The 14994-nt window shown below is 46.0% G+C and carries 14 protein-coding genes; 5 read left to right on the plus strand and 9 right to left on the minus strand.

The window, feature by feature from the left end:
* Positions 1 to 109 precede the first annotated feature (109 nt).
* Together AB4185_RS15650 and AB4185_RS15655 are read left to right on the plus strand one after the other, a co-directional pair.
* Positions 110 to 778, plus strand: coding sequence for an SDR family NAD(P)-dependent oxidoreductase (locus tag AB4185_RS15650; protein ID WP_017065090.1), 669 nt, complete (start codon positions 110 to 112; stop codon positions 776 to 778).
* 131 nt (positions 779 to 909) lie between these two features.
* The gene (locus AB4185_RS15655; RefSeq protein WP_017061273.1) at positions 910 to 1149 is read left to right on the plus strand and encodes an RNA-binding protein; all 240 of its coding nucleotides are present in this window, start codon (positions 910 to 912) and stop codon (positions 1147 to 1149) included.
* A gap of 144 nt (positions 1150 to 1293) precedes the next feature.
* On the opposite strand, the gene AB4185_RS15660 is transcribed toward AB4185_RS15655, so the two are convergent.
* The 4 genes from AB4185_RS15660 to AB4185_RS15675 all read right to left on the minus strand — a co-directional run bounded on the left by AB4185_RS15660 (position 1294) and on the right by AB4185_RS15675 (position 3739).
* Positions 1294 to 1638: a ribosome recycling factor family protein gene (locus AB4185_RS15660; protein WP_372135635.1), complete on the minus strand. Its 345-nt coding sequence runs from the start codon at positions 1636 to 1638 to the stop codon at positions 1294 to 1296.
* 169 nt (positions 1639 to 1807) lie between these two features.
* The gene (locus AB4185_RS15665) at positions 1808 to 2275 is read right to left on the minus strand and encodes an OsmC family protein (protein ID WP_017065091.1); all 468 of its coding nucleotides are present in this window, start codon (positions 2273 to 2275) and stop codon (positions 1808 to 1810) included.
* A gap of 28 nt (positions 2276 to 2303) precedes the next feature.
* Positions 2304 to 2696: a GFA family protein gene (locus tag AB4185_RS15670; protein WP_102320400.1), complete on the minus strand. Its 393-nt coding sequence runs from the start codon at positions 2694 to 2696 to the stop codon at positions 2304 to 2306.
* 113 nt (positions 2697 to 2809) lie between these two features.
* Positions 2810 to 3739 carry a LysR family transcriptional regulator gene (locus AB4185_RS15675; RefSeq protein ID WP_372103032.1) on the minus strand — a complete coding sequence of 310 codons (930 nt, stop codon included), beginning with the start codon at positions 3737 to 3739 and terminating at the stop codon, positions 2810 to 2812.
* A 173-nt stretch (positions 3740 to 3912) separates the two neighbouring features.
* On the opposite strand from AB4185_RS15675, the gene AB4185_RS15680 reads away from it, so the two are divergent.
* From AB4185_RS15680 to AB4185_RS15690, 3 genes are all read left to right on the plus strand, one after another.
* Positions 3913 to 4596, plus strand: a complete 684-nt coding sequence (locus tag AB4185_RS15680; RefSeq protein ID WP_065583949.1) for an SDR family oxidoreductase — start codon at positions 3913 to 3915, stop codon at positions 4594 to 4596.
* A gap of 90 nt (positions 4597 to 4686) precedes the next feature.
* A complete protein-coding gene (locus tag AB4185_RS15685; protein ID WP_372135636.1) occupies positions 4687 to 5895 on the plus strand; it encodes an MFS transporter in 1209 nt (402 codons plus the stop codon).
* A 59-nt stretch (positions 5896 to 5954) separates the two neighbouring features.
* Positions 5955 to 7043 carry an alkene reductase gene (locus AB4185_RS15690; protein ID WP_372135637.1) on the plus strand — a complete coding sequence of 363 codons (1089 nt, stop codon included), beginning with the start codon at positions 5955 to 5957 and terminating at the stop codon, positions 7041 to 7043.
* A 297-nt stretch (positions 7044 to 7340) separates the two neighbouring features.
* On the opposite strand, the gene rlmJ is transcribed toward AB4185_RS15690, so the two are convergent.
* The 5 genes from rlmJ to AB4185_RS15715 form a co-directional block, all read right to left on the minus strand.
* On the minus strand, positions 7341 to 8207 hold the full coding sequence (gene rlmJ, locus AB4185_RS15695; RefSeq protein WP_372135638.1) for a 23S rRNA (adenine(2030)-N(6))-methyltransferase RlmJ: 867 nt from the start codon (positions 8205 to 8207) through the stop codon (positions 7341 to 7343).
* Between the two features lie 201 nt (positions 8208 to 8408).
* Positions 8409 to 9362 carry a protein translocase subunit SecF gene (secF, locus tag AB4185_RS15700; protein ID WP_017061264.1) on the minus strand — a complete coding sequence of 318 codons (954 nt, stop codon included), beginning with the start codon at positions 9360 to 9362 and terminating at the stop codon, positions 8409 to 8411.
* A gap of 2 nt (positions 9363 to 9364) precedes the next feature.
* Positions 9365 to 11164, minus strand: coding sequence for a protein translocase subunit SecD (gene secD / locus AB4185_RS15705; RefSeq protein WP_372103039.1), 1800 nt, complete (start codon positions 11162 to 11164; stop codon positions 9365 to 9367).
* Positions 11165 to 11440: 276 nt separating this feature from the next.
* Positions 11441 to 11905, minus strand: a complete 465-nt coding sequence (locus AB4185_RS15710) for a hypothetical protein (RefSeq protein ID WP_017072340.1) — start codon at positions 11903 to 11905, stop codon at positions 11441 to 11443.
* Positions 11906 to 12197: 292 nt separating this feature from the next.
* Complete coding sequence (locus AB4185_RS15715; RefSeq protein ID WP_372103041.1) at positions 12198 to 14966, minus strand: M16 family metallopeptidase; 2769 nt, start codon at positions 14964 to 14966, stop codon at positions 12198 to 12200.
* Between the last annotated feature and the right edge of the window lie 28 nt (positions 14967 to 14994).

The raw sequence follows: 14994 nt of genomic DNA on the forward strand, positions 1-14994 counted from the left end.
AACCTATCAACCTATCAACCAGGCTATCGATCAACTTTAGCCATAGATCTCAGAAAATCTTAGCCTAGCCCCTTACTATCTCGAATCAACTCTACAAATTGAAGACAGTATGATTTTAATTACCGGATCAAGCAGCGGTTTAGGCGCAGCTCTCGCGAAACAATATGCTAACGCCGACGCTCAGCGCGTAGCCATTACAGGTCGCAATGCACAACGTTTAGCAGAAGTGGCGCAAGGCCTACCTGCGAATACCATTAGCCAAGCGTGTGATCTCTGTGACCCGCACTCAGTGAGCGAGTTATTGGATGCGTTACCTGAAATGCCGAAGCTGGTGATCCACAGCGCTGGCAGTGGGTACTTCGGTAAGATAGAACAGCAAGATCCAACCATCATCAGCGACATGCTGAAGAACAATATTGAGTCTTCGATCTTTTTGATTCGCGAGCTTGTACAGCGCTACAAAGATCAATCGGTCACCATCGCTGTGGTGATGTCGACGGCGGCACAAGGTGCTAAAGCGGAAGAGTCCACCTACTGCGCGGCAAAATGGGCCGTGAAAGGCTTTATCGAATCGGTGAGGTTGGAGCTAAAAGGTCACCCGATGAAAATCGTGGCGGTTTACCCTGGAGGAATGGCGACCGAGTTTTGGAATACAAGCGGTAAAGGCATGGATACCTCGAGCTTTATGACCGCGCAAGAAGCCGCTCAGATGCTACAACAGGCGTTGACCAGCACAGAGCATGGATTCGTGTCAGATATCACGATAAACCGCGGCTAGCAGGTAAACAGCTCGCTTAATCGGTAAATAGAGCGACACATTACCAAAGAAATGATTAGAGTAATTATTTGTGAGGGTGAGCATGAAAGTGTGCGACAATGCTCGGCGTAAATTCATATTCAAGGTTTATTATGAAACTTCTAGTTCGTAACCTATCGCGCTCTACCTCTGAGCAAGACATCCGTGTGCTATTTTCTGAGTTTGGCTCAGTAAAAGAGTGCAGCCTAGTTTTAGACCAAGAAACTGGCGACTCAAAAGGCTTCGCTTTTGTTGAAATGCCAGAGCAAGAAGAAGCTAAAGCGGCACTAAACAAGCTGAACTTGTCAAAGCTTGGCAAAAACACGATTCGTGTAAAAGTAGCGAACTCTTAATCGATTCAATGCTTCATAAGCCGCATGGCTTAGCTTAACAGCAGCACAGATGATAAAGCCCGTAACGATATGACGTTTTCCAGCGCAATATCGTTACGGGCTTTTTGCTGCTCGCAATTCTCTTTTCACACGATTTGAATACGCCTACAGACCTTCATGTTCATCAATAGCACGTCTTGCTTCGGCCATTGAACATCCAGATTCCATCACCAGCTGAGCCACAGTCATTGAAGGTGTAGCGGTCAACAGAGATGCCAAACACACCACGGGTTTAGGCAGCACTTTGTCGATTGCAATTGCTATCCAACCGTCTTTTTCATGGGTTAACATCGTTTTAAATTCAACGAGTTGATACTCTTGAGCGACCAACAGCCAATTACGCGAACGACGAACTCGTTTCAACTGACATCCACATTCCGCAGCATTCACCATCACTTGGCTTTTATCACTCACACGATGTACAAAACTATTCAATGGGACGCTAAACATAACTCTCTGCTAATCAATCTATTCCTACCATTCAAGAGCTCTCTACCTATCTCTCAAAACTTTCTAACTGTCACTCAATTAAAACCGTACGTAGGATTACACAGACACAAAAAAACCGCCAGTGATGCACTAAGCAACCTCGCGGTTTTTGGATGTTAACGTGTGTGGTTTACGCTTTAGTTTCTACCACAATGTCCGTTTTTACCGAGTTCGCGATAAAGCAGTTTTTGTGCGCCAAGTGGTGCAGTTTGTCGAGCTGCTTGGCGGTGGGCTTTTTGGTACCTAAAAACACAATTTTAGGGCGCAGAGTCACCTTAGTGACCGATGAGCGGCCAGATTCATCTTCTTCCAGCACACCAATCGCATCATCGACATAGGAGTCGATCACGTACTTCTGCTTTGCGGCAATGCCCAAAAACGTCAGCATATGGCAGCTAGAAAGTGCCGCGATAAACGCTTCTTCTGGATCAACATTCGCTTCCACCGAAAACGGCAGTGGCACAACATGTGGAGAGGACGAAGCAGGCACAGTGACACCACCATCGAACTCCCACGTATGACCTCGACTGTATTGATTGTCGCTAAAGACTTCATCTTCTGCTTTTTTCCAGCGAATGATCGCTCCGTATTCAGACATAATTCCTTCCTTTTTTATGCTCAATAAATTAACGATCAGCTGGATGATTGACACCATCGTTGGTCACCACATCACCAATATCAAAAGGGTTCACCCCTTCCAAACAACCAATATTGAACCCGTATTCATTTGGGCTAGAGCGACGTTGATGGTGGGTATAGATACCGCAGTTTGAGCAAAAGTAGTGCTTCGCGGTGTTGGTATTGAATTGATATAACTTGAGATGCTCGGCACCTTTGAGGATCTTGATACCATCCAACGCAACAGAACCAACAATCGCGCCTTTTCGACGACAGATAGAGCAATCGCAGCGACGTGGTTTTTCTATCCCGTTAGGTAAGCTGAACTCTAGTTCAACCGCACCGCAATGGCAGGTTGCCTTGTGAAAAGGTTGGATAACCGTATCTCCGACGACTTTCATTTTTCTCTCCAATCACATCCTTATGTTGGTCGTATCATAACCAGTTCAATGTTCTCTGTCCGTACCCGGGTGTTGAGTTCGAGAGATCTGTCATGCGCTGCTTCTCGGCTAATCTAACTAGACTTTTCAACCAAATCGCCAAACCGCTCAAACAAGAAATCAAGAAACAACCGGATACGCTTGGGCTGATATTTCTTGCTGATGTACACCACATTCAAATCGGCGCTCGACACCGACATCGCGGTATTGAAGTTTTTCATGTAGCCATTAAGCAGAGTCACAAGGCGTTGGTTATTGATGTCGTCTTGCACATCCAGCACCGATTTAAGCGCAATGCCCTCACCTTTTAATGCCCAGTACCGAATCACTTCACCATCATCTGAAAATCGCTTCGGCACAACCGTCACAGCCTTCTTCATATCATGATCTTGGAAGTGCCATGTCTTGAGCTCTTCATTACTCCGCAGCATCGCCAAACAGTCGTGTTCAACCAAGTCTTGCGGCGTCAACGGCGTCCCGTGTTTAGCGAGGTATTCAGGAGAAGCGCACAACACACGTCGGCTTGGCGATAAGCGTCTGGATATCAAACTGCTGTCGACCAGTTCACCATAACGGACCACGATATCCATGCCAGATTCAGCAATGTTCGAGAGGTTATCGTTCAAATACAGGTAAGGAATAACGTCCGGATACTGCTGGCAAAACTCCGACAAAATAGGAAGAATGTACTGCTTTCCGATGTCTTTTGGCGCGGCGATTTTTAGCGAGCCTTTGACTTCTTTTACGCCATTTTGAATCAGGTTTTCGGCCTCACTGACGTTGTCTAAAATCTCCAAACATGCCTTGTGATACAGATCTCCAGAGTCGGTCAAAGACACATGACGCGTACTTCGATTCAACAACTTCACACCATATCGTTCTTCAAGCGCCTGCAGCCTTGCTGTCATGGTCGCAGGCGATAAACCCAGTTCGCGCCCCGCCGCCGCTAACCCGTGATGCTTAACAATACTGACGAACATCGCCATATCTGAAAACTTATCCATACGATTCTCGCTTCCACCTCTTCGTCTTACTTCTCGATCTTAATGCTCGATTTGAATACTCAGTCACACTATTCAGCTTAACCGAATAATGAATTTATATTTTAACCAATTATCAAATTTAGTCGAATAAATATAATGGCAAACATCAACAGAACAACGCAGGAATTCAGAGAATGACTAACGAATCGACTAAACAAGAGCAACGCACTTTCGTCATCATTGGTGGCACATCAGGTATCGGCAAAGCACTAGCGATGCAACTAAGAAACGAGAACAACACGGTACATATTGCCAGCCGACACACAGGCGTTGATATCACCGATGAAAAGTCGATTTGTGAATACTTCGAATCGATTGGCGTGTTTGACCACTTAATCGTAACGGCTGGCTCATCCGCTCCCGCAGGAAAAGTAACAGACGTAGCAACCGCAAACGCTAAGACAGCTTTTGACACTAAGTTTTGGGGCAGCTTAAACGTAGCCAAACATGCCGCACGCTACATGACGCCAAACGGCTCTATCACCTTCACAACTGGTATGTTGTCACGCAAAGTTGTTGCTGGTACTTACGTAAAAACCGCCATCAACGCCGCACTAGAAAGCGTAACCAAAATACTGGCGAAAGAGCTATCACCCATTCGAGTCAATGCCGTTAGCCCGGGTTTAACCATGACGGAAGCCTACAAAAACATGGACGATTCCGCTCGTGCAAACATGTACGACAACGCCAAAAACAACCTACCCGCAGGTAAGGTTGGCGAGCCTTCAGAGATAGCCATGGGTTACCTGTTCGCAATTAATAACCCATACGTCACTGGGTCAATCATCGATATCGATGGCGGCGCTCTACTCGGCTAACACTCCGCAAAGAAGCAAAGACATAAAGAACAATCGTTAGGGCGTGTATCTCACGTCCTAACAAACAAGAATTAACACAGGTACTTCACTATGAAATCAGAAGCGATCCATAAAGAAAAGATCCCATTCCAAGTTTGGATACTGACACTCGCAGCTTTTGCCATCGGCACCGCTGAGTTTGTTATCGCAGGCATCCTTCCACAAATTGCCACATCCCTTTCGATCACCGAAGGTCAAGCCGGCTACCTAATTAGTGCTTACGCATTGGCTATCGTTATTGGTGGCCCGATCTTAACCATCTACCTCGCACGTTTTAACAAGAAGATGGTACTGATTGGCTTAATGGCTTTGTTCATCATCGGCAATATCTTGTCAGCCTTAGCTCCTAGCTACCCACTTCTACTTGCAAGCCGCGTTATCGCAGGTTTAGTGCAAGGTCCTTTCTATGGCATAGGTGCAGTTGTCGCGACCAATTTAGTGTCTGAGAAAATGGCAGGTCGTGCTGTTGGTCAGATGTTCGCTGGCTTAACGCTCGCTAACGTTCTTGGGGTTCCCGCAGGAACTTGGGTGAGCTTGCAATTCGGTTGGCACACCACTTTCTTTACCGTGGCAGCACTTGGCACCATCGCCATGATTTCAATCTTAACGTCAATAAAATCTTCAGGTCACAGCGAAGCGAAAGACATCAAAACTCAGCTGTTGGCATTCAAAAATCCAATGCTTCTCATCAGCTTGGCGATCACCGCTTTTGCTTGGTCTGGCTTCATGACGCTTTACGGTTACCTTGCGCCAATCGCCATGCACATCACGGGTTACAGTCAAGAATCAGTGACTTGGATCTTAGTGATTGTAGGTGTTGGCTTAATCATCGGTAACACCTTGGGCGGACGCTCTTCAGATAAAAACCTAGGCAAAGCTTCAATGTTTTGGGCTGTCGCAATGATCGTGTCATTGGTGGTGGTTGGCCTTGTGGTAGACAACAAAATCCTCTTCGTTGCAGCTGCATTTGTCTTTGGTATTGCATCATTTGCGAACGTCCCTGCCATGCAACTTCGAGTAATGAACCACGGTGGCGAAGGGCAAGAGCTAGCAGCAACTGCGAATATCTCAGCGTTTAACTTAGCCAATGCCTTTGGTGGATTCCTTGGCGGCATGGTACTCGACAGCCAACTAGGCGCAGGAATGATTCCGTTCGCAGCCGTTGTTGTCCCAGTGATTGGTTTGTTGCTTATTGCAAAAGCCAACCGATCTGAAAAGCCACAGAGCAACTCTATTTTCAGCCCAGCAGAAAGCAAATAACGCGACTTATCGCCCCAATAAAAAACGAAAGATCACAGCATTAAAACAAGGTAAATACCATGAGCAAATTATTCGAAACAGCAGAACTGAAAGGCCTAGAACTACAAAACCGTGTGGTTATGGCCCCCATGACACGCGCTCGTACAAGCCAACCTGGAAACGTGCCAAATGAAATGATGGCAACTTACTACCAACAACGTGCCAGTGCTGGGCTAATCATCACTGAAGCGACACAAATCTCAGACGACTCTCAAGGGTACTCATTCACACCCGGCGTTTACACAAGTGAACAAGTAACAGGCTGGCAAGGTGTCACCTCTGCTGCTAAAGAACAAGGTGCTGCGATATTCTGCCAACTATGGCATGTGGGTCGCGTGTCTCATCCAACCTTCCAAAAAGGTGAACTACCAATCGCACCTTCTGCATTAGCTCCAATAGAAACGCAGGTTTGGATCTCTGATGAGAATGGTAACGGCAACATGGTGGATTGCATCCAACCAAGAGAGATGACCCAAGCCGATATCGATCGTGTTGTTCAAGATTTTGCTAACTCAGCGAAAAAAGCAGTCGAGGCAGGGTTCAATGGCGTGGAAATACACGGTGGCAATGGCTACCTGATTGATCAGTTCCTAAGAACCAACTCAAACAAACGCACCGACAACTACGGCGGTAGCCGCGAGAACCGACTTCGCTTCCTAATCGAAGTGGTTGATGCTGTGATTGAAGAGATAGGTGCCGATAAAGTAGGTGTGCGCTTGGCGCCGTTCATCACCTTCAAAGACATGAACTGCCCAGATATCGTACCAACGATTTTAGAGGCATCGAAGGCACTTCAAGATCGAGACATCGCTTACCTGCACCTATCAGAAGCCGACTGGGATGATGCTCCAGTTATCCCTGAAAGCTTCCGTGTCGAACTAAGAGCCTTGTTCTCTAACACCATCATCGTTGCCGGCAGCTACACACCACAACGCGCCGAAGAAGTACTAAGCAAAGGCTACGCCGATCTCGTCGCATTTGGTCGCCCATTCGTTGCTAACCCAGATCTAGTTTCACGCCTACAAAACGGCAGCGAACTATCAGAACTTGATGGCGCCACTCTGTTCGGCGGCAACGAAAAAGGCTACATCGATTATCCAGTGTTGTAGTGAATCTTAAATTGATAGAACTGCCTTAGATTTTCCTTCAGGCAAAAGAAAGGCTCGCGTGACTAGTGCGAGCCTTATGCAGTTTAGGGGGTAAACCACAATCTGATATTAATTAGGGGTAATTATTTAACTTATGAGCCATTATGCACTTGTGCGCATTGATATTCTATTTTTAAATGATTCACTGCAATTAATCAATCGATAAAAGTTAGCGTTTGGTCAATTTAAACCACATAGATAACAGTGGTTTAGTGAGTGATGTCTAGAAAACCATCATAAAACCCATAAAAATCAGATCTATAAGCTTCTCATTTGCCAGTAGCCTTCACCATTAGTGGCGAGTTGGCTGTGTAAATAATCAAGCGTATCCGCGACCGTTCCCGCAATGCCTTGTGGAGGATTGAACAACAGTAAACCACTGCCGATCAGGCGATCATCCCCCTTAGGATCACGAAGGCGAAGTTCCGACTTAATCGGGCTTGGCAGCAAACCATCTTTCACTGCAGTTATACAGTGATTCAGAATCAGTGAGCTCTTATCATCCGTGTAGAGCGGGTACCAAATTAGTGCAGATACCTTCTCAGATTGCTGATACGCCTTAACCAAGGCATCAATCACCGCGAGATATTCTGAATCGGTTTCATAGGGTGGGTCGATAACAATCAGATGATGATTGTCATGTTTAGCTACGTCATCAGGTAACGCTTTAAGCCCATCACCTGCGCTAATCGTAAGCTTGCTTGAAATACCCAAGTCACACTGTAACTTCTCAATATTGGTTTGCAGTAAATCAGCTTCATCTTGCTGAATGTCTGAAAAATAGAAGCTATCTTGGCTGCGACCTTGTTGGTAAGTGATGGCTGCTGAGCCCGGATAGAGAGAGATAAGTTGATTCGGATTGTAGTATTCCAGCACCGACATAAAAGAAGCGAATGCCGGAGGAAGATAAGCCTTATTGCGCCACAAGTACCCAACCCCTTCAGCAAACTCACCAGCATGATTACTTGGTGCAGTGTTGAGGTCATAACACCCTGTACCAGAGTGCGTGTCGATAACATTGAGGCGTGAATGTTGCTGCATTAATGACCGAACAAGTGCACTCAATACTGGATGCTTTAGCGCATCACCATGGTCGCCTACATGACATTGATGTCGATATTCCATTCCCTTGCCTCATTTCTACGAACGTCATCTAAACATACTTCATATCATGAGGGCTTGCCTGCTCAATCCATCGTTTTTTGAAATAGGCTCTCTTTTCTGTAACTGTTTGACTCTTATAAAAAATAAAGCCCCTCGTTTTACTATAAACGAAGGGCTTTGTTGACGTTACTGACTAAGTTGTACTGTTAACCAATAGATAACCTAAGGGTACTCACCCTCAACTTCTACCGGCGCTTTCACTTGGTAGTGACAAGGCTGTAGACCAAGTAACTTAGGCAGTGTGATACCTACTGAAACTGAAGACCACGTACCACTGACAATACCTACAACCAGTGCAATCGCGAAACCTTGCAGCGCAGCGCCACCAAGTAGCCAAAGTGCAGATACGGTGATTAGCGTTGTACCTGAGGTCACCATGGTGCGTGAGAAGGTCGCTTTAACCGATTCGTTAAGCAGGTTGTCAGTGTCACCATTTGGATTACCACGCAGCATCTCACGGACACGGTCGGCAATGATGATCGAGTCATTCAATGAATAACCCAAAATCGCCAACACAGCCGCTAACACAGTCAGGTTGAACTCGAACTGAGTAAAAGCGAACAGACCCAAGATAAGCGTCACGTCATAGATGATCGCGGCAAGGGCGCCGAGTGCTAAACGCCATTCAAAACGTACACTCAGGTACAGCATGATCATTAGGAAACACACCAATACCGCTAAGCCACCTTGGTCAACCATGTCTTGACCAACTTGAGGGCCAACCACGCTGCTGTTAAGCACTTTTACTTGGTCGCTGACAGAAGACAAAGCATCCACTAAGTTTGGCTGTGGAGCATCTGTCAGTTGGCTATAACGGATTGTCCAGCGATCCTGTTCTGCCATACCAACCACTTGCACGTCTTGTTGGAAAGCTGTATCAAGTTTTGTTTTTAACGCATCTTTGGTGACTTGATCAGAGAGCTGAACCTCGGCAACCACACCACCTGTGAAGTCCAAGCCCCAGTTAAAACCTTTCACCGCCACCAGCATCACAGAGCTCATGAACAGCACAATAGATATCGCAGACATCACCTTACGAAGGCGAGTCATATTCTTATCCGAAATATAGCTATTTGAAAAATAGCGGTCTGAAATAGTCATTTTTGAAGTACTCATGCTTAAATCCTTACATCGTGGCGTTGGTCACGCCCCCAAACCAAATTGATGATCGCTCGTGAAGCAAAAATGCCCGTAAACATACTGGTTAGAAGACCTAAGCCCAGTGTCAGAGCGAAGCCCTGAATCGGTCCATTACCAATGGTATATAGAGCCACAGCAACGATCATGGTAGTGACGTTAGCATCGAAAATTGACGAGAATGCGCTATCGAAACCACGGTCGATAGAGCTAGCAAAGCTGCGCCCTTCTTTCATCTTGTCTCGAATACGCTCGAAGATCAGCACGTTAGTGTCTACCGCCATACCGACGGTCAGTACTAGACCCGCAATACCCGGCAGAGTTAACACCGCACCCGGTAGCAGCGCAATCAAACCAAATAATGTGGTCATGTTAACCACCAATGCACAGTTCGCGACCCAACCAAGGCGGCGGTACCATAGCGCCATAAACGTTAGCGTAAGGCCAAGACCAAGTGCCAAAGCAGCAAAGCCATTCGTTACGTTTTCAGCACCCAGAGATGGGCCAATAGTACGCTCTTCAATGATGGTAACAGGCGCTGTTAATGAACCGGCACGTAGCAATAGAGCAAGCTCTTGTGCTTCTGCCATGCTGCCTGCACCAGTGATTCTGAAGCGGCTACCCAGTTGAGATTGGATGTTCGCCACACTGATTACTTCGCTGGTTTTTTCGCTGTTACCGGCTCTGTCACGGCTGTATTCGCTGTAAACGGTCGCCATTGGCTTGCCGATGTTATGGCGAGAAAACTCAGACATTTTCTTACCACCAGAAGAATCAAGCGTGATGTTTACTTCTGCACTGCCCATTTCACCAATGCCACTGCGTGCATCGATAATGTATTCACCGCTCAGCACTGCTTTGCGAGCAACCACTACGCGATTACCATCTGAATCTTTCAGAGTTTGAGTATTGCGCGTTGCGTTGTCGTACACAGAGTAGAACGCTAATGAAGCCGTAGCACCAATCACGTCTTTCGCAGCTGCAGGGTCTTGTACACCCGGTAATTCGATACGGATACGGCTTTCACCTTGGCGTTGAATCGATGCCTCAGTGATGCCTAGCTCTTCAATACGGCTGCGCATGATCTGCAGGTTTTGTTGAACCGTTAGATTACGTAGCGTTCTTTGCTCTTCTTCAGACTGAGTTAACGTTAGCGATTTATCTGAACGGTCACGTTGCCATTGTGGGAACTCTTCGCGAATCAGTTTCTGTGCTTTCTCGAAATCGGCATCAGTACGGAAGTTAAACTCAACTTGGTTGTTCACCACTTTACCGCGTGCATAACGCACTTGGCTGGTGATTTCATCGACTACAGATTGCGCTTGTGCGTGGTAAACCGGTTCCATGTCTACTTCTAACAGGAACTGCACACCACCACGTAAATCAAGGCCTAGCTGAATCGGTGCGAAGCCCATGTCAGTCAGCCATTTCGGAGCTGCTGGCTCCATCGCTAGCGCAACCGTCGCGTTGTCCAATAGGCGCTCATTCAGCACCTCTTTAGCCTTCGCTTGTTGTTCTGCGTCTTCCAAGATTACGACTAAACGTTGGTCTTTTTGAAATGCCGATTTGGCTTGAATGCCTTCGCTCGCAAGGTATTGGGTAATTTGGCTAGCATCGATGGTCTGTTCAGAACGGTTGTTAATTTGAACCGACGCATTCTCGCCATACCAAGAAGGTAAAGCACTCAGAACCATGATGATAATGGTGGCGATAAGCACCGCGTATTTCCACTTTGAGTAGTGGTTAATTTGTTTTCTTTGAATGCGTTTTTTCACAGTCAAGATCTCTTCTTTCTACCAATCACCGTAAATACGTGCTCAAAAATAGCACCAGAAAAAAGCAGTGATCGAGCATTTTAACCAGCTAGGGTGACCAGTTATTTACTACGATTGGTATGTCTAATATTTTGCGAACACGAGCGATGGCTAATCACGACCAGAACAAGCTGATTGAAAGATAGTGATGCTAAAGCTGATGTCGCTATGTTTGTCTTGGTTAACTGGCGAGTTCAATGGGCACTAGGCGACCATCGATACGACCAATTTAGGGTCAAACGATTAGCTAAGAAGTTCTCGGAAATGCGAGTATTGGATGTTGCCCTCTTTCCACCCCGAAAGCCGGGAAGACGGAGAACTCACAATACTGGTCCAGTGCAGCTTGGAATCCAACAACGGCGTGTTGAAGAGCAGGGAAGCCAGTATTGAGGGGGGAGAGAAGTCAATCAGTAGATGATAAGCAGGCTCAAGATCGGCCACGCTTTCTTGCTCGTTACTGAGCATACGTCTGAAGTTTGCTGCTTGAAGGCTTGATTCGGTGTCGTGATAGTTAGAACTGTCACCAGAAGGCACGGTGCCAAACTGAGCCTTATCGCACTCTAAGTAGCTCGACGGATTATCCGTATCAGCTTGTTTACAAAGATCATTCTGTGAAGATTGCTCTTGAGCCGAGTATATTTGAAATGGCTTAGAAGGAAACGAATAGCCGTTAGAATTCACTAAGCCAAAGCTCAGTAAAAACAACATTAAGACTAATCGGGTACCCAGTTTAAGCAATCTAATATCCAAACAACATTCTCGTAGATCGTCAATCTACAATACAAATGAAACGCTGTCTTGATTTAAAACATTTTTTTAGAAAATGATACGATGCAACCGATTAAGCGATCTCAAAATTTAGATTTACATAGATCTAAAACGGCTTAACAACAGGTGAGGCATAGACGTTATGAATGGTGGGAAAACAAGAAAGCCAAGCGGTGCTCGCTTGGCTTTGAGTTGTCTCTTTCTGTTGGTTTCAAGCTTTAGGCTTTAGGCTTTAGGCTTTAGGACGCATGATGTTCTTAACCTTACGGCTATCTTCACCAAAGATGCGTTGGACAAGTTGATTCATGTCTTCCGCAGTAATCGACCTCGCCACTCGCTCAACTTGAGACAAAGCTTCGATATCGTAACCATGAAGTAAATAACGAGACAGATACCATGCTTGGTCAATAGAGCTCGTCTCGAGAGGCGTGAAGTCCGCTTCAAACTGTTTCACGACTGCGTGCATTTCCTTTTCAGAGACGCCTTGTAAAAGGTCTGCAATCACTTTATCGATCGCCACTTCAACTTGGTCAACGTTCTCCGGCGCTACCATCGCCCCGATAACCCACTCACCACTCAGCTCACTATCTGCGGATGCTGAATACGCATATGGCGAGTAATCTAAGCTCAACTCTTCACGAATATAGGTATCTAAACGAGTCGCCAGCAAGCGCTGCAGCAAGTCTTCCATGAAAACATCTTTTGCCGACATTTTAACTTCAACGCTAGGCTCAGAGATAACTCGTAGGATGTACTCTGCACTATTCACATTGTTGATCGCTAAATCAATGCGTGATTCAGATGGCTGCTTGTAAGCCACCTTAAATTCAGGAACCTCAGCTTTTTCTAATGGAATCGAAGCCAAGTATTGCTCAACCAAAGGCTTTAATTCACTTGGGTCGATGTCACCCACGATCACCAATTGGTTATGCCTCATTTGACCAAACAATTGCTGATGAAGATTAGCGACGTCTTCCACAGAAACCGCTTCAACACGTTCTTTATCAACAAAGAGGTGGCCACTGTCTTGACGATAGATATTCTGGTTTCTTGCGCGCTCAAACTGACCGACAGGGCTGCTCAAGAAAGATTCTTGACCTTGTACAAACTCCTGTTTCACTGCCTCTAACTGCTCGGGAACAATTTTAGGCGCAGTTATGAAGGTATAAAGCGCAGCAAACGTATCTTTAAGTCCGTCTTTATTGATATTAAATTCAATACCATGACGAGTATTACCAATGAAAGAATCGGCGCTAATATTTTCACGATCAAAGTACGCTAAAAGCTCAGAGCCCGTAAACTCACCGACACCACTTCGAGCGAAGGTAGGTAACGCAACCTCAACAGCTGGGTACAAGCTCGGATCCAAAGCGGCTTTTCCGCCGAGGCTCATGTACATCACCCCAACATCATCACCTGCCTCATAATCACGCAGGTACCACATGTCGATGCCATTGCTTAACGTCCACTTTTGGATGTATGGGTCAATAGACATTTGTTCAGCAAGTACAACCTCGCCTTGCGAGCTAGGTACAGCAAAAGCGCTGGCTGTTCCAATCGCAAGCGGCGCAACTCCCGCCTCGCTATACGTGGCTTTTAAACTATCGAGAGAGTTGATGATCGCGGTTCTGTCTTCGGAGTCATCCATCCCAATAACAATAAAGTAATCATCAGAAAGTAGATTCTTGATGTTGTCGTTAATCACTTCAAGGCTCAAGTTATCAATGAAAGCTTCCAAGCTGACTTGATAGTCTTTCTGTGATTGGACAATTCGATCAGTGACTAACCTGCTCACTTTGTAATTCGCGTGTTCAACGCTGTCCATTTTATCCCAGTCATGCTCAATGTTATCCAGCAAGTCTTGGTAGTAGTGCAGTTCACCAACAATATCCGTTTCCGAAACACCAAAATCACGCAGTGATGCCAATGTAGAAAGCAGATCTTTTTGGATAACTTCGCGGCCTCCAGTCGGAAACCCAACACTTATTGACGAATAGTACAGAGAACCCATTCGATAGCTATCAGACGCTATCCATTGAGTCGGCAGCGCGGCATCATTGAACACCGCTTCTAATCGCTGTCGAATCAATTGTTGAGAGGTTTCATCTAACCTGCGTTGGTTCTGCTGAGCATGATTTTCAACTCTATTTAAACCTCGGTTAAACGTCAGAGTGATACTTGGCGCTTCTCTTCCTGCGTACTCAACATAATCATCTTCATTGAATGAGGTCACTTTCTGTTTCTCTGGTCTCGGCGTGTCGCCACGTTCCCAGCTAGAAAACTTTTCTTCAATGAGTGGAATCACGGTTTTGATGTCCACATCACCAGAAACGACCAGCTCAACTATTTGAGGTTGATACCAAGTCTGATAAAAGTTGGTGATACCTTGAGGAGTGGCATTCACAATAGACGATTTAGTCCCTAGTGCATCTTGCGATTCGTAAGGGCCGCCTTCAATGAAGTGATCATAATATATATCTCCGAATGACTTATCATCGAGGCGAGCCATACGAAACTCGCCAAGAACCACGCCTTTTTCTTTTTCGACTTCTGAACTTGATAGATCCAGGCCATCACCAATGTCACGCATCCACGTCAAAGCAGACTGCAATTGGATGTTATCTGGCAAATCTAACTGGTAGACCGTCTCTTCATAAGAGGTGTAGGCATTAATATCAGCACCAAAGCTAGCGCCTGCGTCTTCGAATAGACGAATCACATCGTTCTGAGAGAAGTTTTTACTGCCATTGAATGCCATGTGTTCCAAGAAGTGCGCGTAGCCTTCTTGTTGAGAAGTCTCTTGAATCGAACCGGCGTGCACGACTAAACGAACAGATACGGATTCTTCATGATCTGGATAAACATGATAAGTAAGGCCATTTTCTAGTTGGCCTGAAGTCCATGCCGGATCCGGCTGGATTGGCGTTTCGGTAGTTTTTGATGTTGAGCTACAGCCAACTAAGGTGAGGCATAGAGCCATCGCTAAATAATATGTTTTCATAACAACCTCTTAATGTCATTCATCGACA

Source organism: Vibrio sp. 10N.286.48.F5, from assembly GCF_041469785.1.
Taxonomy (GTDB): domain Bacteria; phylum Pseudomonadota; class Gammaproteobacteria; order Enterobacterales; family Vibrionaceae; genus Vibrio; species Vibrio crassostreae_C.

Bases quoted from the DNA above. Each gene is read 5' to 3' on its own strand.
- AB4185_RS15650 (WP_017065090.1), top strand. From the start codon at position 110: ATGATTTTAATTACCGGATCAAGCAGCGGTTTAGGCGCAGCTCTCGCG.
- AB4185_RS15710 (WP_017072340.1), bottom strand. From the start codon at position 11,905: ATGTTGTTTTTACTGAGCTTTGGCTTAGTGAATTCTAACGGCTATTCG.
- AB4185_RS15690 (WP_372135637.1), top strand. From the start codon at position 5,955: ATGAGCAAATTATTCGAAACAGCAGAACTGAAAGGCCTAGAACTACAA.
- AB4185_RS15665 (WP_017065091.1), bottom strand. From the start codon at position 2,275: ATGTCTGAATACGGAGCGATCATTCGCTGGAAAAAAGCAGAAGATGAA.
- AB4185_RS15660 (WP_372135635.1), bottom strand. From the start codon at position 1,638: ATGTTTAGCGTCCCATTGAATAGTTTTGTACATCGTGTGAGTGATAAA.
- secF (WP_017061264.1), bottom strand. From the start codon at position 9,362: ATGAGTACTTCAAAAATGACTATTTCAGACCGCTATTTTTCAAATAGC.
- AB4185_RS15680 (WP_065583949.1), top strand. From the start codon at position 3,913: ATGACTAACGAATCGACTAAACAAGAGCAACGCACTTTCGTCATCATT.
- AB4185_RS15675 (WP_372103032.1), bottom strand. From the start codon at position 3,739: ATGGATAAGTTTTCAGATATGGCGATGTTCGTCAGTATTGTTAAGCAT.
- rlmJ (WP_372135638.1), bottom strand. From the start codon at position 8,207: ATGGAATATCGACATCAATGTCATGTAGGCGACCATGGTGATGCGCTA.
- AB4185_RS15715 (WP_372103041.1), bottom strand. From the start codon at position 14,966: ATGAAAACATATTATTTAGCGATGGCTCTATGCCTCACCTTAGTTGGC.
- AB4185_RS15655 (WP_017061273.1), top strand. From the start codon at position 910: ATGAAACTTCTAGTTCGTAACCTATCGCGCTCTACCTCTGAGCAAGAC.
- AB4185_RS15670 (WP_102320400.1), bottom strand. From the start codon at position 2,696: ATGAAAGTCGTCGGAGATACGGTTATCCAACCTTTTCACAAGGCAACC.
- AB4185_RS15685 (WP_372135636.1), top strand. From the start codon at position 4,687: ATGAAATCAGAAGCGATCCATAAAGAAAAGATCCCATTCCAAGTTTGG.